The 20,762-nt window shown below is 68.5% G+C and carries 20 protein-coding genes; 8 read left to right on the top strand and 12 right to left on the bottom strand.

Annotation, left to right across the window (positions count from 1 at the left end):
• Positions 1-18 precede the first annotated feature (18 nt).
• The gene (gene glpD, locus RJ1_RS37020; RefSeq protein WP_073368090.1) at positions 19-1,761 is read left to right on the top strand and encodes a glycerol-3-phosphate dehydrogenase; all 1,743 of its coding nucleotides are present in this window, start codon (positions 19-21) and stop codon (positions 1,759-1,761) included.
• On the opposite strand, the gene RJ1_RS37015 is transcribed toward glpD, so the two are convergent.
• Both RJ1_RS37015 and RJ1_RS37010 read right to left on the bottom strand, forming a co-directional pair.
• Positions 1,739-2,275 carry a hypothetical protein gene (locus RJ1_RS37015; protein WP_073368089.1) on the bottom strand — a complete coding sequence of 179 codons (537 nt, stop codon included), beginning with the start codon at positions 2,273-2,275 and terminating at the stop codon, positions 1,739-1,741. The genes glpD and RJ1_RS37015 overlap by 23 nt on opposite strands.
• A gap of 184 nt (positions 2,276-2,459) precedes the next feature.
• Positions 2,460-3,419, bottom strand: coding sequence for an oxygenase MpaB family protein (locus RJ1_RS37010; RefSeq protein WP_073368088.1), 960 nt, complete (start codon positions 3,417-3,419; stop codon positions 2,460-2,462).
• Positions 3,420-3,474: 55 nt separating this feature from the next.
• Between RJ1_RS37010 and RJ1_RS37005 the strand changes: the two genes are divergently transcribed.
• Both RJ1_RS37005 and RJ1_RS37000 read left to right on the top strand, forming a co-directional pair.
• Positions 3,475-4,053, top strand: a complete 579-nt coding sequence (locus RJ1_RS37005; protein WP_073368087.1) for a TetR/AcrR family transcriptional regulator — start codon at positions 3,475-3,477, stop codon at positions 4,051-4,053.
• A 7-nt stretch (positions 4,054-4,060) separates the two neighbouring features.
• Positions 4,061-4,792, top strand: coding sequence for a DUF1353 domain-containing protein (locus tag RJ1_RS37000; protein WP_073368121.1), 732 nt, complete (start codon positions 4,061-4,063; stop codon positions 4,790-4,792).
• Here the strand turns inward: RJ1_RS37000 and RJ1_RS36995 are convergent.
• The 3 genes from RJ1_RS36995 to RJ1_RS36985 are packed head-to-tail and all read right to left on the bottom strand — an operon-like array spanning position 4,789 to position 10,856.
• A complete protein-coding gene (locus RJ1_RS36995; RefSeq protein ID WP_073368085.1) occupies positions 4,789-5,538 on the bottom strand; it encodes a DNA-formamidopyrimidine glycosylase family protein in 750 nt (249 codons plus the stop codon). The two genes, RJ1_RS37000 and RJ1_RS36995, sit on opposite strands and share 4 nt — an antisense overlap.
• A gap of 1 nt (position 5,539) precedes the next feature.
• Positions 5,540-10,048, bottom strand: coding sequence for an ATP-dependent helicase (locus RJ1_RS36990; RefSeq protein ID WP_073368082.1), 4,509 nt, complete (start codon positions 10,046-10,048; stop codon positions 5,540-5,542).
• 55 nt (positions 10,049-10,103) lie between these two features.
• Positions 10,104-10,856 (bottom strand): DUF899 domain-containing protein, encoded by a 753-nt coding sequence (locus RJ1_RS36985; protein ID WP_073368080.1) that lies wholly within the window; start codon positions 10,854-10,856, stop codon positions 10,104-10,106.
• Positions 10,857-10,970: 114 nt separating this feature from the next.
• On the opposite strand from RJ1_RS36985, the gene RJ1_RS36980 reads away from it, so the two are divergent.
• Positions 10,971-12,434, top strand: a complete 1,464-nt coding sequence (locus RJ1_RS36980; RefSeq protein WP_083400768.1) for an HNH endonuclease signature motif containing protein — start codon at positions 10,971-10,973, stop codon at positions 12,432-12,434.
• Between the two features lie 14 nt (positions 12,435-12,448).
• Here RJ1_RS36980 and RJ1_RS47005 read toward each other — a convergent pair whose 3' ends face one another.
• On the bottom strand, positions 12,449-12,595 hold the full coding sequence (locus RJ1_RS47005) for a hypothetical protein (protein WP_162850379.1): 147 nt from the start codon (positions 12,593-12,595) through the stop codon (positions 12,449-12,451).
• Positions 12,596-12,690: 95 nt separating this feature from the next.
• Here RJ1_RS47005 and RJ1_RS36975 point away from each other — a divergent pair, with 95 nt between their 5' ends.
• Complete coding sequence (locus RJ1_RS36975; protein WP_073368116.1) at positions 12,691-13,227, top strand: LiaF domain-containing protein; 537 nt, start codon at positions 12,691-12,693, stop codon at positions 13,225-13,227.
• An 11-nt stretch (positions 13,228-13,238) separates the two neighbouring features.
• On the opposite strand, the gene RJ1_RS36970 is transcribed toward RJ1_RS36975, so the two are convergent.
• From RJ1_RS36970 to RJ1_RS36960, 3 genes are read right to left on the bottom strand one after another with little or no spacing between them, the layout of a single operon-like run.
• The gene (locus RJ1_RS36970; protein ID WP_073368078.1) at positions 13,239-14,243 is read right to left on the bottom strand and encodes an acyl-CoA dehydrogenase family protein; all 1,005 of its coding nucleotides are present in this window, start codon (positions 14,241-14,243) and stop codon (positions 13,239-13,241) included.
• A gap of 30 nt (positions 14,244-14,273) precedes the next feature.
• A complete protein-coding gene (gene amaB, locus RJ1_RS36965) occupies positions 14,274-15,791 on the bottom strand; it encodes an L-piperidine-6-carboxylate dehydrogenase (protein WP_073368076.1) in 1,518 nt (505 codons plus the stop codon).
• Complete coding sequence (locus RJ1_RS36960; protein ID WP_073368073.1) at positions 15,788-16,939, bottom strand: 2-oxoadipate dioxygenase/decarboxylase family protein; 1,152 nt, start codon at positions 16,937-16,939, stop codon at positions 15,788-15,790. Before RJ1_RS36960 ends, amaB begins: the two co-directional genes overlap by 4 nt.
• Positions 16,940-16,969: 30 nt before the next feature.
• Between RJ1_RS36960 and RJ1_RS36955 the strand changes: the two genes are divergently transcribed.
• The 3 genes from RJ1_RS36955 to RJ1_RS36945 all read left to right on the top strand — a co-directional run bounded on the left by RJ1_RS36955 (position 16,970) and on the right by RJ1_RS36945 (position 19,628).
• Complete coding sequence (locus RJ1_RS36955; protein ID WP_073368071.1) at positions 16,970-17,434, top strand: Lrp/AsnC family transcriptional regulator; 465 nt, start codon at positions 16,970-16,972, stop codon at positions 17,432-17,434.
• 65 nt (positions 17,435-17,499) lie between these two features.
• Entirely contained in the window at positions 17,500-18,843 is a 1,344-nt protein-coding gene (gene lat / locus RJ1_RS36950) for an L-lysine 6-transaminase (protein WP_073368068.1), read from the top strand.
• Positions 18,840-19,628, top strand: a complete 789-nt coding sequence (locus tag RJ1_RS36945; protein WP_073368066.1) for a tyrosine-protein phosphatase — start codon at positions 18,840-18,842, stop codon at positions 19,626-19,628. Before lat ends, RJ1_RS36945 begins: the two co-directional genes overlap by 4 nt.
• On the opposite strand, the gene RJ1_RS36940 is transcribed toward RJ1_RS36945, so the two are convergent.
• Genes RJ1_RS36940 through RJ1_RS36930 form a run of 3 tightly spaced genes read right to left on the bottom strand, consistent with a single transcriptional unit; the run spans position 19,592 to position 20,680 of the window.
• Positions 19,592-19,924: a VanZ family protein gene (locus RJ1_RS36940; protein WP_073368063.1), complete on the bottom strand. Its 333-nt coding sequence runs from the start codon at positions 19,922-19,924 to the stop codon at positions 19,592-19,594. The genes RJ1_RS36945 and RJ1_RS36940 overlap by 37 nt on opposite strands.
• 2 nt (positions 19,925-19,926) lie before the next feature.
• Positions 19,927-20,265 carry a hypothetical protein gene (locus RJ1_RS36935; protein WP_073368060.1) on the bottom strand — a complete coding sequence of 113 codons (339 nt, stop codon included), beginning with the start codon at positions 20,263-20,265 and terminating at the stop codon, positions 19,927-19,929.
• Position 20,266: 1 nt separating this feature from the next.
• On the bottom strand, positions 20,267-20,680 hold the full coding sequence (locus tag RJ1_RS36930; protein WP_073368057.1) for a DUF1707 SHOCT-like domain-containing protein: 414 nt from the start codon (positions 20,678-20,680) through the stop codon (positions 20,267-20,269).
• Positions 20,681-20,762: the final 82 nt, after the last annotated feature.

Raw genomic sequence — 20,762 nt, 5'->3', positions numbered from 1 at the left:
ATCTCACAGGAGCCCGAGTTGAGTAGTCAGCCAGGTGTGCAGTTCCTCGGTCCCCGGCAGCGCGATGCCGCATGGGACGAACTGCAGACCGAACAGTTCGACGTGGTCGTGATCGGCGGCGGTGTGGTCGGGGCCGGTGCGGCGCTCGACGCGGCCACCCGCGGGCTGAAGGTGGCGTTGGTGGAGGCGCGCGATTACGCGTCGGGAACGTCGAGTCGCTCGTCGAAGATGTTCCACGGCGGCCTGCGCTATCTCGAACAGCTCGAGTTCGGTTTGGTCCGGGAGGCGCTGCGCGAACGGGAACTGTCGCTGACCACCCTCGCGCCGCACCTGGTGAAGCCGCTCAAGTTCCTGTTCCCGATCACGCACCGGCTGTGGGAGCGCCCTTACATGGCCGCCGGCATCTTCCTCTACGACCGGATGGGCGGCGCCAAATCGGTTCCGCCGCAGAAGCATCTGACCCGCGCGGGTGCGCTGCGGATGGCGCCGGGGCTCAAGCGCAACTCGCTGACCGGCGGCATCCAGTACTACGACACCGTGGTCGACGACGCTCGGCACACCATGACCGTCGCCCGCACCGCCGCCCACTACGGGGCCGTCGTGCGGACGTCGACGCAGGTGGTCGGTTTCCTCCGGGAAGCGGACCGGGTGTCCGGGGTGCGCGTGCGGGACTGTGAGGACGGCCGCACCGCGGACGTGAAGGCGCACGTCGTCATCAACGCGACGGGCGTGTGGACCGACGAGATCCAGGCGCTGTCGCGGCAACGCGGCCGATTCCGCGTCCGCGCGTCCAAGGGCGTCCACATCGTGGTGCCGCGCGACCGGATCGTCAGCGACGCCGCGATCATCCTCCGCACCGAGAAGTCGGTGCTGTTCGTGATCCCGTGGGGCAGTCACTGGATCATCGGCACCACCGACACGGACTGGAACCTCGACCTCGCGCACCCGGCGGCCACCAAGGCCGACATCGACTACATCCTCGGTCACGTCAACAAGGTGCTGGTGACGTCGCTGACCCACGACGACATCGACGGCGTCTACGCGGGCCTGCGTCCGCTGCTCGCGGGGGAGAGCGACGAGACGTCCAAGCTGTCGCGCGAACACGCCGTCGCGCGTGTCGCACCGGGTCTCGTCGCCATCGCCGGCGGCAAGTACACCACCTACCGTGTGATGGCCGAGGACGCCGTGGATCTCGCGGCCGAGGACATCCCGGCGCGGATGGCGCCGTCCATCACCGAGAAGGTGCCGCTCGTGGGGGCGGACGGCTACTTCGCGCTGGTCAACCAGACCGTCCACCTCGGCCAGCTGTATGGGCTGCACCCGTACCGCGTCAAGCATCTGCTGGACCGCTTCGGCTCCCTCATCGGCGAGGTGCTCGACCTGGCGTCCGACAAGCCGGAACTTCTCCAGCCCATCACGGACGCACCCGCCTACCTGCAGGTGGAGGTCGTGTACGCGGCGGCGGCGGAGGGTGCGCTGCATCTCGACGACATCCTCGCCCGGCGCACCCGCATCGCGATCGAATACTCGCATCGGGGTGTGAACTGCGCCGAGCAGGTGGCGCAGCTGGTGGCTCCGGTCCTCGGCTGGGACGCCGACGACGTCGACCGTGAGGTGAAGACCTACCAGGCGCGGGTGGAGGCGGAGGTGCAGTCGCAGGCGCAACCGGACGACCTGTCCGCCGACGCGTTGCGGGCGGCGGCTCCGGAATCGCGGATCGAACTGCTCGAACCACCGGTCAGTGTGTCAGAAATACCTTGATGACCACGATGATCGCCGCGACCACGCCGAGGCCGAACGCCGCCCAGTGGGTGCCGGACGTGACCTTTTCGCGGCGGAGACGGCTGATCACGTAACTGATCGACGCGATCCGGGCGATCATCACCAATTCGGCGATCAACTGCGCGGTCCTGGGCTCCAGCCAGCCGATCAGCGCGGTGCACAGGATGACGCTGGGGAAGACGGCCGACGTGAGGATGGGGAGGCCGTCCCGGAGTTCCCCGGCGCGTTCGCCCCGGGTGAGGGTGCGGTCGAGCCGCAGCGTCTGGCCGACGGACTCGGCGAACACGTGCGCGAGGAACGTCGACAGTGCCGCTCCGACGACGATCGCGATGCCGACCGTTTCCTGCGATTTGGTGACGGGGATCAGCGCGGCGAGGACGAGGATGTTGCCGTAGATGTAGGCGCTGATGCGCCGGGCGGCACGCTCGTTGCCGACCGGGGCGTCGGTCACCTGCGCGGGGCGATTGAAGAGCTTCGGAAGGTCCCACTCCATGCTCCCGAGCATTCCACGCGTGTGCGGTCAGCGAGTGTGGACGAGCGATTTCGGCGCGTGCGCGGCGACGACCCCGGAGACCGCCATGACGAGGAGAGCTGAAACAGCGATGAATTCCATGGGATCGAGGATCGTCCCGGAACCCGTGAGCAGTGTGGGCGTTGGCTGTGAGCTCCCTGGGAAGTCAGACCTTCGGACTGTAGTGCTGGGGGTCGTCGCGCCGTTCGACCGGCGGAAGATTGCGTCGCGGCGTGTGGACGAGCGGCGCCTGCGCCGGGGCGCGTCCGGTCTCACGGTCCCAGCCGGCGCGGGCGCGGGGGTGATAGCGGTACCGCCACGGGACGAGGCGGAAGACGGCGTCGACGGCGCGACCGGCGAGGGTGTGCAGGCGCTCGTCGCGCCTGGTCCAACGAAAGCCGAGGAGGTCGCGGACCGGTTGGTCGTACATGCCGACCGTCAGCCACACGAAACCCTTCGCCACCGGGATGCGGAGGACCGCCCAGATCGGGCCGGGTAGCCAGGTCAGGAACGGGGGCACGCCGAGTCCGGACAGGTCGAGGACGTCCCGGGTGGCCTTGTTGTCCTCGAGGACGTTGCGGCACATGTGTTCCCAGTACTCCTGGAACGCCTCCCAGGTTTCCGGGACGGGCCGCATGCTCATTCCGTAGAGGCGGTACCACTGGATGTGCTCGGTGAACAGCCGGCGCTTCTGGTCTTCGGTGAGGCCACCCATGAAGTTGTCGCCCGTGAGGACGGTACCCATGAAGAACGTGGCGTGCGCCCAGTAGAACGTGTCGGGATCGAGGGCGTGATACCGGCGGCCGTGTTTGTCGATCCCCTTGATGTCGTCGTGGTACCCACGCACCTGCTCGGCGGTCTGCTGGGCGCGGTCGCCGTCGAAGACGACACCGCCGATCGGGTACAGCGACCGGTAGAGCCGTTCCCACCGCTCGTCGAAGAACCGGGAGTGTTCCTCGACGCCCGCGCCGAGTCCGGGATGCATGTTCTGCATCGACCCGGCCCAGACGCCTTGAAGCATTCCGCGCCAGTCGCCGAAGTACTTCCAGGTCAACGAGTCGGGGCCGAGGGGGACGGGGTCGGAGGCCGGGACGGGCGTGCCGTCCGCGTTCAAGTGACTACGCACGTTGTCAGACTAGGATCTGACAACACGCGTAGTCAAGGATGGAGGCGCGAAGAGAGTGACGCTGGAGGACCGGCGGGAAACACGGCGGAATTCGCTGCTGCGTGCGGGCGTCGCGCTGCTCGGTGCGCCGGACGGGCCGGCGGTGAACGTCCGCGCGGTCTGCCGTGCCGCATCGCTCACCGAACGGTACTTCTACGAATCGTTCCGGGATCGGGACGAATTCGTGCGCTCGGTGTACGCGGCAGTGGGCGACGAGGCGCAGGCCGCGCTCGTGCAGGCCGTCGCGTCCACGGAGACCGCCCGGGAACGCGCCGGGGCCGCCGTCGACGCATTCGTGAAACTGATGGTCGACGATCCCGCCATGGGCCGCGTGCTGCTGCTCGCACCGCTGTCCGAACCCGCGCTGAGCAGGCGGGGCATCGACCTGATGCCCGGCTTCGTCGGACTGGTGCACGACCAGCTCTCGGCCGTCGACGACGAGGTGGAGAAGCAACTCGTCGCGATCGGTGTGGTGGGCGCACTCACGACGCTGTTCATCGGATATCTCGACGGAACTGTTGCCGCGTCACGCGAGCAATTCGTCGCTCATTGCGTCACGCTGGTGGTGGAGGCAAACAAGGCCGGCCACGAGTGAGGTGCGCATGCCGTTCCAGGTATCCGCGGACGATCCGACTCGCCCGCAACCCGAGCTGCGGGTGCTCGACCGCAAGTTCTTTCAACTCGTCGGCGAGTTCGTCTACGTCCACGGCGAGACTGTGGTGGCGGTGCCCGGTTGCGCGCCGATGCCGTGCCTGCTGCGCACGGATCTCGCGTCGATCCCCGCTCCGCTGCAGGGACTGCTCACCCCGTACGGCCGTCAGTTGCTGCCCGCGATCATGCACGACGACCTCTGCAAACGTGCAAGCGCACAGGGGCAGGAGGGAAACGCGCTGCGACGCCGCGCGGACGAACTGTTCCGGCTGGCCCTGCTCGACGAGGGGGTCGGGCCGTTCCGCAGTCGCATCTTCTGGGTCGGCGTCGAGGTCGGACGGTTCTGGAGCTTCACCGAGGTCGCCCGGTTCCTGCTGATCGCGCATCAGGTGCTGGGCATGGTGTGCTGGGTGGTGGGAGTGCCGTGGGCGGTGGCGACCTCGCACTTCGGCCTCGCCGCCCTCCTCCTCGTGCTGCCGGTCGCGCTGTCCCTGCTGTGGCGCAGGGACTTTCCCGTCGCGTTGCTCGGGTGCATTCTCCTGCCGGTTATCGCACCCACGTATCTGCTGACCATCGCCACTGCCGCGGTGCTGTGGGTGCCGGACGGTGCCGCCTGGCTCCTCGGCCGCCGACGCACGCGCAGGCCGCCGCCGCTCGGGCCGCCGACCACGGTACTGCGCTAACGCCCGCTGGGTGGTTGGCAGTAGGTGCAGAAGAAGATCTGCTGCTGACCGAGGTCGTGACCCTCGATCACGGTCCCGCAACGGCGGCAACGCTTTCCGGCGCGCCCGTACACCCACGGTCGGTGGCGGATGGAGTTGTTCTTGTCGGCGTGAATCATGCGGTGCGCGAGCGTCACCAGCGCAGGCAGGTCGGCGACCTCACTCGACGGAGTGCAGGGGTGGACGCCGCGGAGGAAGCAGACCTCGTTTCGGTACACGTTGCCGAGACCGGCGAGGTTGCGCTGGTCGACGAGGGCCAGGCCGATGGGCTGCTCGCCGGCCGCCCGCAGATTGCGGATCGCCGCGTCGGCGTCCCAGTCCGGCCCCAGCAGGTCGGGGCCGAGGTGACCGACCGCGCACTCCTCGTCGTCACGCCCCAGGATTTCGGTGATGCCCAGCGAGAATCCGACCGCCACCCGGTCATCGGTGGCCAGCACGATGCGGGCCTGATACGTCGGCCGCCGCCACTTCGAGTCCGGCGCGTAGATGTGCCACGCGCCCTCCATCTTCAGATGGGTGTGGATGGAGTAGTCGCCGACCCGGATCAGGAGGTGCTTTCCCCGGCTGACCACCTCGTCGACGACCTGGCCGGACAGGTCGACGGTGGCGTAGCGTGGCACCCGCACGTCGCACCTGGTCAGCACCTTGCCCTGGAGGGCGTCGCGCAGCGAGTTGGCGGTGCGCCAGACGGTGTCGCCTTCGGGCATCTCAGGCTCGCAACCGGAATCCGCGCGGGGTGGGCGAGAACCCGGCCTCGGTCAGGATCGGCGCGAAGTCGCTGCCGTGGATGGTGTCACCGTCGACCTTCTCGACCACGATCTTGTCGATCCCGCCGCGTTTGACGACTCCGGCGAGGGCGACGGCCGCGGTGCGGAGAACACCGGGGTCGTCGGTGAACGTGAGGACCGTTCGCCCGCCACGTTCGACGAACAGGATCAGTTCGCCTTCGACGAGCACCACCAGGCCGCCGGCCTTGCGTCCCGGCCGGTGCGCGGGCGCGTCGTCGCCGCGTTTCGGCCAGGGGAGGGCCGCGCCGTACGGGTTGGCGGGATCGCTGGCGGCGAGCGTCACGGCGGGCAGCGTGGTGTGCCGGCCCTCGAGCGAGTCGCCGAAACTCCGGAGTCGGTCCACCACCGGTGGAGTGGAGAACTGCGCACCGCCGAGCGTCTCGACGAAATGCCCCCGCCGGCAGCGGCCGTTGTCCTCGAATGTGCCCAGCACCTTGTACATCAGAGCGAACCCGCCGGGAACGTTCTCGGTCATCACCGACCCGCGCGTCACCACCCCGTATCGCTCCAGCAGGAGTTCGGCGGTGGCGCTGGCACGCAGCGTGGCATCGGGCTCGGCGGCGGGCAGGATCGACCATCGTCCCCCGACCGTGGGCGGCGCGGTGCGCTTCGGAACCGCCAGGCTGCGGTAGGCGCGGGCGCGCGGTGGTCGTCGCGGCGAGCGGTGGCTCGTGGTGGTCCTGGACGTGTCCGACAGCAGAGCGCGGACCGGGGCGAGCGTGTCGTTGCCGATGTGTCCGAGCCACACCAGATCCCACAATGCGGTGGCCAGCGCGGTGTCGTCGGACATCTCGAGGGTGTCGGCGAGTTGCCGGAAGAAGTACGCGCCGCCGCCCGACAGCGTGTCGAGGGTCCGGCTCTGCACATCCGACAGTTCCGACTCCGCCGGCGCGGTCAGGGTGAGCGGTGCGGTGTCGGCGGGGTGGAGACACACCCATCCGTCCTTCCCGGAGATGCTGCCTGCGCCCGACCACAACACCTCACCGGTGGAGGTGAGTTCGTCGAGCATGGCGGGGGAGTAGTCGGCCACTCGGGACGGCAGGATCAGCGACTCGAGTGCCGAGGCGGGAACCGGGACGCCCGCAAGCTGTTCCACGACGGTCGCCACTCCGTCGATGCCGCGCAGCGTGCCCCCGACGTGCTGCCAGCTCGGGAGGAACCGGCCGAGCGTCGCGGTGCTGACCGGTTCGACCTCCTGTCGCGCGGCGGCCAGCGAACGCCTGCGGAGCCGGCGGAGAACCTCGGCGTCGCACCATTCACTTCCCGTGGCGCCGGGCCGGAACTCGCCCTCGACCACCCGCTTGCCCTGCGCGAGTCGCTGCAACACGTCGCGGGCCACCGCGGAACCGAGACCGAAACGGGCGGCCGCATCGGTGACAGTGAACGGACCATGGGTGCGGGCGTACCGGCTGATCAGGTCGGCCAGCGGATCGTCGACGGGTTCGATGAAGGCGGCGGGAACCCCGATCGGCAGCGGCACCCCGAGTCCGTCCCGCAGACGCGCGGCATCCTCGATGGCCGTCCACCAGTCGCGGCCGGCGAACGAGACGGAGAGCGCTCGCTTCGCACGGACGAGCTCGTCGAGCCAGGGGGTGGGATCGGTCGTCGACCGTACGGTGACCTCGTCGGAGGTGAGTGGCCCGAGGAGGCGCAGCAGGTCGGCTACGCCCTCGAGGTCCTTCGCCTTGCGGTCGGGGAGCAGGCGCTGCAGTTCGAGTTCGGCGTGGGCGATGACGTCGGCGTCGAGCAGTTCGCGCAGTTCCACTCGCCCGAGCAGCTCCGCGAGCAGCGTCGAGTCCAGGGACAGCGCGGCTGCCCGGCGTTCGGCGAGGGGACTGTCGCCCTCGTACATGAACTCGCCGACGTAGTTGAACAGCAGAGCACCCGCGAACGGCGACGGCGACTGCGTCTCGACCTCGACGATGCGAATCTGGCGACGAGCGAGCCGGCGGAACAGGTCTTTCAGCGCGGGAAGGTCGTACACGTCCTGCAGGCACTCGCGGACGGTCTCGAGGAGGATCGGGAACGTCGGATACCTGCGGGCCACGTCGAGCAGCTGCGCGGACCGCTGCCGCTGCTGCCAGAGCGGGGCGCGTTTGCCCGGCGTGCGCCGCGGCAGCAGCAGCGCCCGGGCCGCACACTCGCGGAACCGCGATGCGAACAGCGCGGAACCACCGACCTGTTCGGTGACGATGTCCTCGATCTCGTCGGTGTCGAACGCGAACAGGTCGGCACCGGGCGGGGTGTCCTCGGTGTCGGGGAGGCGGACGATGATGCCGTCGTCGGAGGCTGTCGCGTTCGAGTCGAGACCGTATCGTTCGCTCAGCCGCGCGCTCACCGCCAACGCCCACGGCGCGTGGACGCGCTGACCGTACGGCGAGTGCAGGATCAGGCGCCAGTCGCCGAGTTCGTCACGGAACCGTTCGACCACCAGGGTGCGGTCGGTGGGGACCTGTCCGGTCGCCGTCTTCTGCTCGGCGACGAGCTGAACGAGATTGTTGGTGGCGTTGTCGTCGAGTCCGCCGGTGCGGCAACGTTCCTGCACCTCCGTCTCGTGCCCGAGTGAGATCTCCCGCAGGAACTGTCCGAGTGCCTCACCCAGCTCCGCCGGACGCCCCAGACCGTCACCGTGCCAGAACGGCAGTCGCCCGGGTTGCCCGTAGGCGGGACTGACCAGCACCCGGTCGAACGTGATCTCCTCGATCCGCCAGCTGGTTGCCCCGAGCGCGAAGACGTCGCCGACCCGCGACTCGTACACCATCTCCTCGTCGAGTTCGCCTACACGGGACGCTTTCTCGCCGACCATGTACACCGTGAACAGACCGCGGTCGGGGATGGCGCCACCCGACGTGACCGCGAGTCGCTGCGCGCCCGGACGGCCCGTAAGGGTGTTGGCCTCGCGGTCCCAGACGAGCCGGGGCCTGAGTTCGGCGAACTCGTCGGACGGGTAGAGGCCCGCGAGGAGGTCGAGGGTGGACTCGTACGCCGAGCGCGGCAACGTCGCGAACGAACCGCTGCGCCGGACCGTCTCGAACCAGTCGTCGACGTCGAGCGGTTCGAGTGCGGTGGCCGCCACCGTGTGCTGGGCGAGGATGTCGAGGGGGTTGGCGGGGACGGCGAGTGCCTCGATCTTGCCGGTGACCATCCGCTCGACGGTGACGGCGCAGTGCACGAGATCGGTGCGGTGCTTGGGGAACACGACGCCGCGGGAGATCTCCCCGACCTGGTGTCCGGCGCGGCCGACTCGCTGCAGGCCGTTCGCCACCGACGGTGGCGCCTCCACCTGGATCACGAGATCGACTGCGCCCATGTCGATTCCGAGTTCGAGGCTGCTCGTCGCGACCACGCACCTCAGCCGTCCCGACTTCAGGTCGTCTTCGATCAGGGCTCTTTGATCCTTGCTGACCGAACCGTGGTGGGCGCGGGCGAGCAGCGGATCCGCGCCGAAATTGACCTCGGACGGCGAGCCGATCTGCGACGCCGGTTTCGGGTTCTTGTCCACGCCGGTCCCGGCGCGTGCGGCGTAGATCTCGTTGAGCCGCGCGGTGAGCCGCTCGGCGAGCCGGCGCGAATTGGCGAACACAATCGATGAGCGGTGAGCCAGCACGAGGTCGACGATCTGTTCTTCGACGTGCGGCCAGATCGACCCGGCCTGGGGGGTCGCCGACGCCGAACCCTCGGCCGGTTCCGCGAGCCCGAGTTCCGTCATGTCCTCGACCGGCACCTGCACGGTGAGGTCGAACGTCTTCGGCGACGGCGGCGCCACGATCCGGATGGGCGCCGAACCGGACAGGAACCGGCCCACCTCCTCGTGTGGCCGCACCGTCGCGGACAGCCCGATGCGCTGCGCCGGGGTGTCGAGGAGCTGGTCGAGGCGCTCGAGGGACAGGGCGAGGTGGGCCCCACGTTTCGTGCCGGCCACGGCGTGCACTTCGTCGACGATGACGGTGTCGACCCGGGTCAGCGTCTCGCGCGCCGCGGACGTGAGCATCAGGAACAGCGACTCGGGCGTGGTGATGAGGATGTCGGGCGGGTTCTTGATCAGCGCGCGCCGGTCGCCCGCCGGTGTGTCGCCGGAGCGGACGCCCACCGAGATCTCCGGCGGCGTGAGTCCGAGCCGCTTGGCCGTCTGCGTGATCCCGACGAGCGGAGCGCGCAGGTTGCGTTCGACGTCCACGCCCAGCGCTTTGAGCGGGGAGATGTAGAGGACCTTGGTCTTGCGGTCCTTCCCGTCGGTGGCGGCCAGTTGATCGAGGGACCACAGGAAGGCGGACAGCGTCTTGCCCGACCCTGTCGGGGCGACGACCAGTGTGTTCGCTTTGCTCGCGATCGACTCCCAGGCACCGAGCTGCGCGGCCGTCGGCGCAGGAAACGCACCGTCGAACCACTCGCGGGTGGCAGCAGAGAACCTGCCCAGGACGTCGGTCACCGTTCCATAGTGCACCGGGGGTACGACACGCAGGGAGAATCGTCGCTCCCCGCGATCAGGTCGGTTCGTACTCGTCGTGGCGGCGCAGCCAACTCATGAAGGGGTCGTCGCCGCGGCGGGGTTCTGGTTCCCAGTCCTCCTGGCGTCCGCGGGCGGTGAGGTCGAGCCAGTGGTAGGTGCCCAGGAGTGGTTCGGTGGCGCGGGCGTAGCCGGAGTAGGTGTGGAAGATGCGCTCACCCTGGCGGAGGAATGCGCTGACACCGTGCTCTTCGCCGGACCAGCCTTCCCAGGCGGGGTCCATACGTTCGAGTTCGGCCTGGTCCTTGTAGTTGTAATCGATCGGTGCGACCGTCGCGTCGAGGGTGACGTGGAAGTCGTAGTTGAAGTCGCTGCCCTGCGAGGAGTACCAGGGGAAGGTCCAGCCCATGCGTTGCCGGTAGTGCTCGAGCTTGTGCAGCGGTGCGCGCGAGACGACCGCGAACGCGGTGTCTCTCGCGTAGAGGTGGTGGAGGTCACCGACGTTGTCCATCGTGAACGAGCAGGAGGGACATCCTTCGTCGGCGTCCGGTTCGAACATGAAGTGGTAGATCAGGAGTTGGCTGCGACCGTCGAACAGATCTCCGAGTCCGGTCCTGCCGCGGGGGCCGTCGAACACGTACTTCTCGGTGATCTCGACCATCGGCAGCGCGCGCCGGGCGGCGTTGACCCGGTCGCGGTGGCGAGTCAGGTCCTTCTCCTGTGCGAGTAGTTCGCGCCGCGCGACGAGCCATTGCTCGCGGGTGGTGACCTGTGGATCGGGCACTGTCATCGTCCGTCTCCTCTCTCGGGCACCTGTGATCCTCGCAGGCGACCCTCGTCTCGAGCCACTACGAATCAGTTCGTGGCCGGTGAACTTGTCGGTGGGGCGCAGTATGACTCGCACATGAGTTCGACCGGGGGGTTGGCGTTGGATCAGGTGGCGGAACATCTGACTGCGTTGGCCGCTGCCGGAACGGGCCTGCTCGATGCAGACCTCAGCGGTGTCCCGGATTCCGATGTGGTGCTGACCATGCAGCAGCTCGAGAAGACCCTCCGCCGTGTCGGTGCGGTGTCGCAACGGCTGATCGTCGAGAGCGTGGAACGCTCGCTCCCCGCGAAACTCGGCTACAACTCACCGAACAAGCTCCTGATCGACGTGCTTCGCGTCTCGGCGGCCGACGCGTCGGCGCGGGTCTCGGCCGCCCGCAACCTCGGAGCTTGGCACACGCTGTCGGGCGAAGACCTGCCCGCCGCTCTGCCGGACACCGCGGCCGCGCAACGCGACGGAGCCATCGGCCCCGACCACGTACGCGCAGTCGCGAGGATCATGCGCAAGATCCCGCACGCCGTGTCGAACTCGGACGCCGCCACAGCCGAATCCATTCTGGCCGAATGTGCCCGTGGCGGTACCCCGGAAGACGTGGACAGTGCCGGTCATCGGCTCCTCGCCTACCTCAACCCGGACGGCAATCTCACGGACGACCGCGACCGTGCGCGCCGACGCGGCATCTCCCTCGGTCGTCAAGACGCCGAACTGATGACGAAGATCTCCGGTGAACTCGACCCCACCGCGCGCGCTCTTCTCGATCCGATCCTCGCGACATGGGCTCGCCCCGGCATGAACAACCCGGACGACCCGGAATCACCGAGCGGCGACGCCGAAAATCCGTCGATCGACCGCGAGGCGTTGGTCGCGGCGGCGGCGAGGGACACGCGCACAGCTGCGCAGCGGAACCACGACGCTCTCGGTGCGTTGTTCCGGGTCATGCTCGAATCCGGCATCCCCGGTCGGCATCGCGGCCTGCCCGTCACGGCGATCATCACCATGACCCTCGACCAGCTCGAGAAAGCGGCCGGAGGTGTGGCCACCACCGCCACCGGCGGTCTCCTCCCCATCGACGACGCAGTGAAACTTGCCGAACACGCCCACCCCGTGCTCGTCCTGTTCGACCATGACGGCCGGCCCCTGCACCTGGGACGGCGCCGACGAGTGGCCAGCGCGGATCAACGTCTCGCACTCATCGCTGCCGAAGGCGGATGCACACGAGCGGGCTGCGCGGCCCCGGCCAGCCAGTGCGCGGTGCACCATGTGCGAGAGTGGCGTAAGGGCGGACACACCGACATCGACTCACTGACACTGGCGTGCGATGCCTGCCACGCCCAAATCCACGACGGACCCGCGGGCTGGGCGACCACCAGCGCACCGGTAGGTGGCCCGTACGCGGGACGCACCGAATGGATTCCACCGCCGCACATCGATCCGGACAGAAAACCGCGCATCAATCACCGACACCACCCCGGTGACCTGATCGGTCGTGCCCGGCGGAAAGCCCGATCACGAGCTCGAGCCGACGGCGGGGTGCCCTAGCCGTGGGCTGCCCGTCACACCGTCGCGAGATGCGACGCCGCCGCAGGTACTGCCGCGGGAACGAACGACGGCGACGGCAACTCGACGGTGGCCGGCTCGTGTCCGGAGACCATCACGTAGGCGGCCGCAGCGAGTAGCGCCAGAGCAACTGCGCCGATCATCCTGAACACGTTGACTCGCTTCGGTCGAAGGGGCGGTGCATCACGGGTCGGGCCGTCAGACCCTAGACGAGGGCACCGACAGCTACGGTGGAGTCATGACTGCTGCAGGGGACAGCCACGAACTCGACCGACTCCGGGAGACCGCACAGGTCCGCCTCGAGAAGGCGGTGGGCGATGGACACCTGACGCTGGAGGAATACTCGGAGCAGGCCGCCATCGTGTGGTCACTCGACGCCGACCTCGAGCGCCTCCGGGAACTCGTGCCCGTCGACACACCGCCGCCCCCGGTGTCGCGACCTCAGTCCACCATCATCGGAATCTTCGGCGACACCCAGCGTTCCGGCCGCTGGTCGCTCGCCGTGAAGACACTGGCCCTACTTCTTTTCGGCGACGTGAAGCTCGACCTCCGGTCGGCGGTGATCGTCGCCCGCACATCGACGATCACTCTCGTCACCGTGTTCGGGGACAGCACGATCACCGTTCCGGAAGGCGTGCATGTCGAGGTGGGCGGATTCGACCTCTTCGGCGACCGCGAACTCGACGCCGGTGCACAGGATCCCGGGCCCGGAGCCCCGACGATCCGCGTCGTGTCGTACTCGCTCTTCGGTGACCTCAGGGTCCGCACCCGCTAGAAAGATCGAGGCTAGTCGCGGCTCAATCGCTCCAGCAGAGCGGACTTGATCGCGGGACGTCCCGCGGCGACGAGCGTGAACGTGGCTTCACGCATCAGACGTTCCGCGGTGTTCCCGGCCAGCAGAGCCGAACTGCCCTTCGCCGTGACGAGGGCGGTGGCGGTACGGATGGCGAGTTCCGATGCGCGAGCCCGCGCGTCAGCGATCTCTGTCCGGCCCTCGAGTGCGGCGTTCAGGTCGAGACGTGCTCTGGCGGCCTGCTCCTCGAACGGGTCCGCGTCGACCCCGAGCGCTTCCAGTTCGCTGATCGCCCGGCGGGTGACGCCCATCGCCATGCATCCGTTGATCCACGACCCGAAGATCTGGCTCTTCGCGAAATCGTCGGGGGAGACGACGGCGCTTACCAGATCCCGTGGGATCGCGAGCCCGTCGAAAGTCAACCGCACGGTGTTGGACCCACGGGCGGCGATCAGCGGCAGTTCCTCGGCGGTGAGGCCTCGGAGCGGTTGCGCCGGAATGATGACGTGCACGATGGAGTCGTCGAATTCGTCGCGCGCCGACACCTGGAGCAGATCGACGATGCCCCAGCCGGTCACGAACGGCGACACCCCGTCGAGCACGTACCCGTCGTCGACGCTGCGTGCCCACAGTGTCGGCGGGACGGGAATCGCTCCGGCGAGGGCGACGCCGGCCCGCACCGTGCCGTCGATGAGCCCGTCGAGGTAGCGATCCTGCAGCGCGGTGTTCGGTGAACCGGCGAGACCGGCGACGACGCCGTGATGCTGCATCCACGTGAACGCCGTCGCGAGGCAGCCGCCGCACAACGTTTCCATCACATCGACCAGCACCGACGGCGTCACACCGTCCTCGCCGGGTGCCGCGAGGCCGTAGAAGCCGTCGGCGGCGAGCGTCTCGAAGTGACTGTCGGGAATCTCGCCGTCGGCGTCGACGCTGTCGGCCACCGGGAACAACACGTTCTCGGAAATCTCACGCGCCATCTCGGTCCAGTTGCTCACGCCCCGAGAGTAGCCGGTCTACTCCATCGATCAGGTGAACTCCACCCCCTGCGCGAGCGGGAGTTGGTCGGAGTAGTTGACGGTGTTGGTCGCGCGGCGCATGTAGGCCTTCCACGCGTCGGATCCGGACTCCCGTCCGCCGCCGGTTTCCTTCTCCCCGCCGAAGGCCCCACCGATCTCCGCCCCGGACGTGCCGATGTTGACGTTCGCGATGCCGCAGTCGGAACCGTCTGCGGCGAGGAACCTCTCGGCCTCACGCTGATCGGTGGTGAAAATCGACGACGAAAGCCCTTGGGGCACTTCGTTGTGCAACGTGATCGCCTGGTCGAACTCGTCGTAGGTGAGCACGTAGAGGATCGGGGCGAAGGTCTCCTCCCGGACCACCGACGTCTGCGCGGGCATACGGACGAGGGCGGGCGAGACGTAGTAGGCGGAGTCGCTGCCGCCGCTCCGGTCACCACCGCAGACGACGGTCCCCCCGTCGGCGCGGGCCTTGTCCAACGCGGTCTGCATGGCGTCGAACGCGGATCGGTTCACGAGCGGACCGACGAGGACGCCGTCGTCGAACGGGTTCCCGACCTTCAGCTGGCCGTACGCCGAGGAGATGCGGTGCACCAGTTCGTCCGCGACGGACGAGTGCACGATCAACCGTCGCAGGGACGTGCAGCGTTGTCCCGCGGTGCCCGCGGCGGAGAACACGATTCCCCGCACCGCCAGATCGAGGTCGGCGGACGGGGCCACGACGGCTGCGTTGTTGCCGCCCAGTTCGAGCAGGCATTTGCCGAAACGTGCGGCGACGCGCGGCCCCACGGCGCGACCCATCCGCACCGACCCGGTGGCGCTGACCAACGCGACGCGTGCGTCGTCGACGAGCCGCTCGCCGACGTCCCCCGCACCCTGGATCAGGGCATGGATTCCTGCGGGTGCGCCGACATCCCGGGCTGCGCGCGCCAGCAGGGCATCACAGGCGATCGCCGTGAGCGGAGTCTGGTCCGACGGCTTCCACACCACCGTGTCGCCGCAGACCAGGGCGACGGCGGTGTTCCACGACCACACGGCCACGGGGAAATTGAACGCCGAGATCACCCCGACCACACCGAGTGGGTGCCACGTCTCCATCAGGCGGTGTCCGGGACGTTCCGACGCCATCGTCCTGCCGTACAACTGGCGGGACAACCCGACCGCGAATTCGCAGATGTCGATCATCTCCTGCACCTCGCCCTGCGCCTCGGACGGAATCTTGCCCGCCTCGAGGGTGACGAGTTCCGCCAGATCCGTCTTGTGTTCTGTCAGAAGCTGACCCAGGCGGCGCACCACGGCGCCTCGCTGCGGGGCGGGCACGGACCGCCACTCCAGGAACGCCTCGTGCGCTTCGGTGATCGCACGGTCCACGTCGTCGGCGCCGCTGGCGGACACCGTGCGCAATTCGGTCCCGGTGATCGGTGTGCGCGCGACGAGTGGTCCATCGGCGTCGGTGATCTCGGCGCCGCACCGGATCAGTGCGTCCTCGGCGCGTCGGCACAACTCCTCGGGGGTGGGAAGGTTCACGGTGCTGTCCTCTCTCGGGTGTCGTCCTGCTGCCGGCGGTAGAGCGCGAACGGGTCGTGCACGGGCCGGCGGAGTGTCTCGGCGAGCCACGGTAGGTCGGGGGCGGCGGCGCTCGACACCGGAAGGTAGTCCTCGTAGACGATCGGCTCCAGCGCTCGCTCACCGCCGATCACCCGGTGCCTGAAGTACGCGAGCCCGCGGGCCTCGAGTTCGTCGTCCGTGCGCGGGAACTCGCGCTCCCAGTCGGTGGCATCGGCGTCTGCCAGGCGGTCGTACAGTTCGCGTCCTTCGGGTGTCAGCGCAATCCCGCGTGACTCTGCCACCACGATCCGGTCGGGGTCGGCGACCGCGCGAAACGACACCTGCCGCACGAGAACGTCCGGGCCACGCCGGGCGGGTGGGCCCGCGGCGCCGTCGACCGTCGTGAGACCGCGCCCCGCCGAACGCCGGCACAGGTCGTCGAGGTCGAACACGCGGGGTGCCAGGTGGACGACGCGAACGCCGGTGCGCCCTCCGATGTCGGCGGCGACGGGGGACACCCGTTCGAGTCGGGAGTGCCAGGACCGGTCGGCTGCGGTATCCGACGGTGCGAAGACCGCGGACGCGAGGGCGACGAACCGCTCCGCCGACGGCGCCGTGAGTCCGCCTTCCTCGGCGGCGAGTGCGGCCAGGTGCAAGAGCTCGGTGGGAAACACTGCGCGCGCGGCGAGCAGGTTCTCGACGCGGCCCTGCACGGCGGAGTCGAAGAACCGGCGGTCGGCGGTGGTGAGCATGGGCGCGAACATGCCGAACGGGTTGCGGGCCAATTCGATCGGCTCGACGGGACGAAATGCCGTCGCCACGACGGGAGCGGGGGTTGCTGCGTCGCGTAGGTCGTAGCAACCGACCGGGTGCATTCCGAAGCCCGCGAACAGGATGGCCGCCTGACGCAGTTCCGCCGGTCCACCGAGCCGGATCGCACCGCGCCGCTCCGCGGTGACCCGGGGGAGGCCGCCGAACCGTTCGGCGTCGCCGGGGTGTCTCGCCGCGAAATCGGCGTTGACCTCACCGGCCACGTCGACCAGCACGTCGTACGCGGGCACCGCCCGGCCGTACGTCGCGGCCAGTGCCCGGGCGAAGCGGGCGCGGAGCTCCCAGGTTTCAACCATGATGCACCTCCGCTGGGCTAGCCTGCGCTGGTGGTGGAATCTTTCCGTAGCGACGCACCCCATACTCCTCTCGACGACATCGATCGGGTACTGATGCAGGAGCTGGTGGCCGACGGCCGGGCGACTCTGGCGACCCTGGCCGAGAAAGCCGGGCTGTCGATCTCCGCGGTGCAGTCCAGGGTGCGCAGACTCGAGGCCCGCAAAGTGATCCGCGGGTACACCGCGAAGATCGATCCGGATGCGCTCGGGCACGGGCTTTCCGCATTCGTCGCGATCACCCCTCTCGATCCGTCGCAGCCCGACGATGCGCCCGCCCGGTTGCGGGGCCTTCCCGCCATCGAAGCCTGCCACTCGGTCGCGGGGGAGGAAAGCTACGTACTGCTGGTGCGCGTCGCATCCCCGCGGGAGCTGGAACACCTTCTGCAGAAGATCCGTGCCACCGCCAACGTACACACACGCAGCACCATCATCTTGCAAACATTTTACGACAAGTGAGTCCTGTGCCGGATATGTTGCCGAAATGTCGCCGATCGACAGGAATTTTGACGTAATCTCTCGGTATGAGCACAGCGATTCGATTCACCGGAACTGGGGGCGAGCTGCCTGCGAGCCGGGTGCACGACGTGCTGCGCGAGCGCATTCTGGTCGACGGTTTCGACCTGGTGCTCGACCTGGAACGCTCCCGCGGGACGCATCTCGTCGACCTGAGGGACGGCACCAGCTACCTGGACATGTTCGGGTTCTTCGCGTCCTCGGCCCTGGGGATGAATCACCCCGAGCTCGCGGACGACGACGCCTTCCGCCGGGAGCTGGCGGCGGCCGCGATCAACAAACCGAGCAATTCCGACATCTACACGGTCCCGATGGCGCGGTTCGTCGAGACGTTCGCCCGCGTACTGGGGGATCCCGCACTGCCGCATCTCTTCTTCATCGACGGTGGCGCACTCGCCGTCGAGAACGCACTCAAGGTGGCGTTCGACTGGAAGAGCAGGCTCAATGAGAGCCGAGGACTCGATCCGGCGCTCGGGACGAAGGTGCTGCATCTGACCGAGGCGTTCCACGGCCGCAGTGGATACACCATGTCGCTCACCAACACCGAGCCCGGCAAGGTGGCGCGGTTCCCCAAGTTCGCGTGGCCCCGCATCGACGCCCCGTACCTCGAGGACGGGCGGGACGTCGAGGAAGCAGAGCGTCACGCATTGGCGCAGGCGCGGCGTGCATTCGCCGAGAACCCCTCGGATGTGGCCTGTTTCATCGCCGAGCCGATCCAGGGCGAGGGTGGCGACCACCACTTCCGCCCGGAATTCTTCCAGGCGATGGAGGCACTCTGCCGTGAGCACGATGCCCTCTTCGTCTTCGACGAGGTGCAGACCGGTTGCGGCCTCACCGGCACCGCCTGGGCCTACCAGCAATTGGGCGTGCGACCGGATGTCGTCGCGTTCGGCAAGAAGACCCAGGTATGCGGAATCATGGCCGGCGGCCGCGTGGACGACGTCCCCGACAACGTCTTCGCCGTCGGCTCGCGTATCAACTCCACCTGGGGCGGCAACCTCACCGACATGGTGCGGTCCCGCCGGATCCTCGAGGTCATCGAGGAAGACCGGCTCGTCGACCGGGCCCGCATGACCGGGGCCCATCTCCTCGAACGGCTGAGGGAACTCGCCCGCACGAACGCCGACGTCACCGAGCCGCGGGGGCGCGGCCTGATGTGCGCGATCACGCTCCCGACCCCGCAGCGACGGGACCGGGTCGTCGCGGGCCTCCGGGACCGCGAGCAGGTGCTGATCCTGCCGACCGGCAAGCGCGGGATCAGGTTCCGTCCGCCCCTGACGGTGACGACCGCGGAACTCGACGCCGCCGTGGATGCACTGGCCCGAGTGCTGGGCGGTACCGTCGACGCATGACGCCGATTCCGCTCACGTCCGTGCCCAATCTGCGAGACGTCGGTGGCTACCGAACCAGAGACGGCGCGAAGGTGCGTACCGGCGTGTACTACCGTTCGACCGATCTCAGCCGGGTCGCGGATACGGACATGCCGCTGCTCGCCGACCTCGGGATTCGGACGGTGTACGACCTGCGCACCGCCGACGAGCGTGACGCGGCACCCGACAATCTCCCGAACGGCGCCCGCGCCGTCGCGTTGGACGTGCTCGCCGACAAGGGGATACGGTCGATTCCCGCCCAGATGCTCCAGGTGATCGCCGACCCGATGATCGCCGAACGCGAACTGGGGGGCGGACGCGCGATCGAGTATTTCGAAGGCAGCTACCGCGACTTCGTCCTGATGCCGAGTGCGGTGTCGTCGTACCGGGAACTGTTCGACGGCCTCGCCTCGGACGGCAACCTGCCTGCCCTCGTGCACTGCACCACGGGCAAGGACCGGACGGGATGGGCCACCGCGGCGCTTCTGCTGCTCGTTGGAGTCAGCGAGGAAGACGTCTTCCACGACTACCTGCTGACCAACGAGTTACTGCTTCCGTCGTTCGCGGGCGTGTTCGAGAGGTTCGTCGACGCCGGAGGCGACCCGGCGTTGCTCGAGCCGGTGCTCGGAGTCCGTGAGCAGTACCTCGAAGTGTCCCTGGCCGCCATGCGCGAGCACTACGGGACCGTCGAACGGTATTTCTCCGACGGGCTCGGCCTCGACACGTCGGTTCAGACCCTGCTGCGGGGGCGCATGATCGCGGACTGAGCGGACAACCCGATCGCCACTCCCACCATGTCGGCGCAGAGATCCCAGATCGAACCGTGCCGGCCGATGGGCAGTACTCCCTGCAGGATCTCGGTCGCCACTGCGAATGCCGCGAGCCACAGCACGGTGATCCGCGGCGTCAGCAGCGCATAGCGCGAGGCGGCGGCCAGCGCCGCGAACAGCAGGGCATGCACCACCTTGTCGGCGTGCTCGGGGCCCGACGGGGTCGCGGACGCTGGGGACAGCAGCATGACCAGGGCCAGCACGGTGAGCGCTGCCACCGGAACGGATCGCATACTCACCGCTGGACCGTGAACCCCAGCGCGCCTTCCGCGAACCGTTGCACCGCATCCGATCCGCCGGCGAGCGCATCCTCATGACCGGTGCGCGCCCACCCGGTGAGGACGGCGGAGTCACCGGACGGAGTGAGCCCCACCTCGGCGAGGAGTTCGCCGGTGTTGGGCTGACAGATCGCCCACGAATAGTGTTCGTCGTTCAGCCACTGCGCCGTGCGGCGGGCGACGTAGTCGGCTTCGGCGACCCCGCCCTCCGCGAGCGCCGGGCGATCGTCGACCCGTTCGTCGGCGCGCAGAGCTCGCAGGTACCAGCCGCCGGCATTGACCTCGACAGGTTCCACGTCAGCGGTCCCGATCCCGGTCGCGGCGGCGATCCAGGTGACGGTCGTCGCGGGTGCCGAACAGGATGGCGCCGGCCGCAGGAATCATCAGGAAGAACAACCAGCTGTTGTCGACCGGGACGACGAAGAACAGCACGAGGGCGACGAGCGGGATCACCGACATCACGATGCGGCGCCAGTTCTGGTCGTTGTCGGGACCGGCCGAATCGACCTTGGCGGGTGTGGCGGCCGTGGTGGCCGGGAGATCGGTGAACACTCGATCGAGCTCGCCGCGCGTCGTGGCATTCGTGACCGCGAGACTGCGCTCGTCGAACTCGACGACCGACAACCGGCCCGCCGCGAAATGTTCGCTCAACAGGTTCAGAGCCTGCTCACGTTCGGCGGTGCCGATACGGATCTCGGGAACATCAGACATGCGTACAGACTACTGTGAGTCCTTCTCGACCCCGGGGGCCGAGAAGGACTCACAGTGTGACGCAGGTGCTTACTTCAGTTCG

Origin of the sequence: Rhodococcus jostii NBRC 16295 (assembly GCF_001894825.1) — a bacterium.
Lineage (GTDB): Bacteria > Actinomycetota > Actinomycetes > Mycobacteriales > Mycobacteriaceae > Rhodococcus_F > Rhodococcus_F jostii.
The sequence above is the reverse complement of the archived record's forward strand: the minus strand, read 5'-3'. Positions and strand labels throughout refer to the sequence as shown.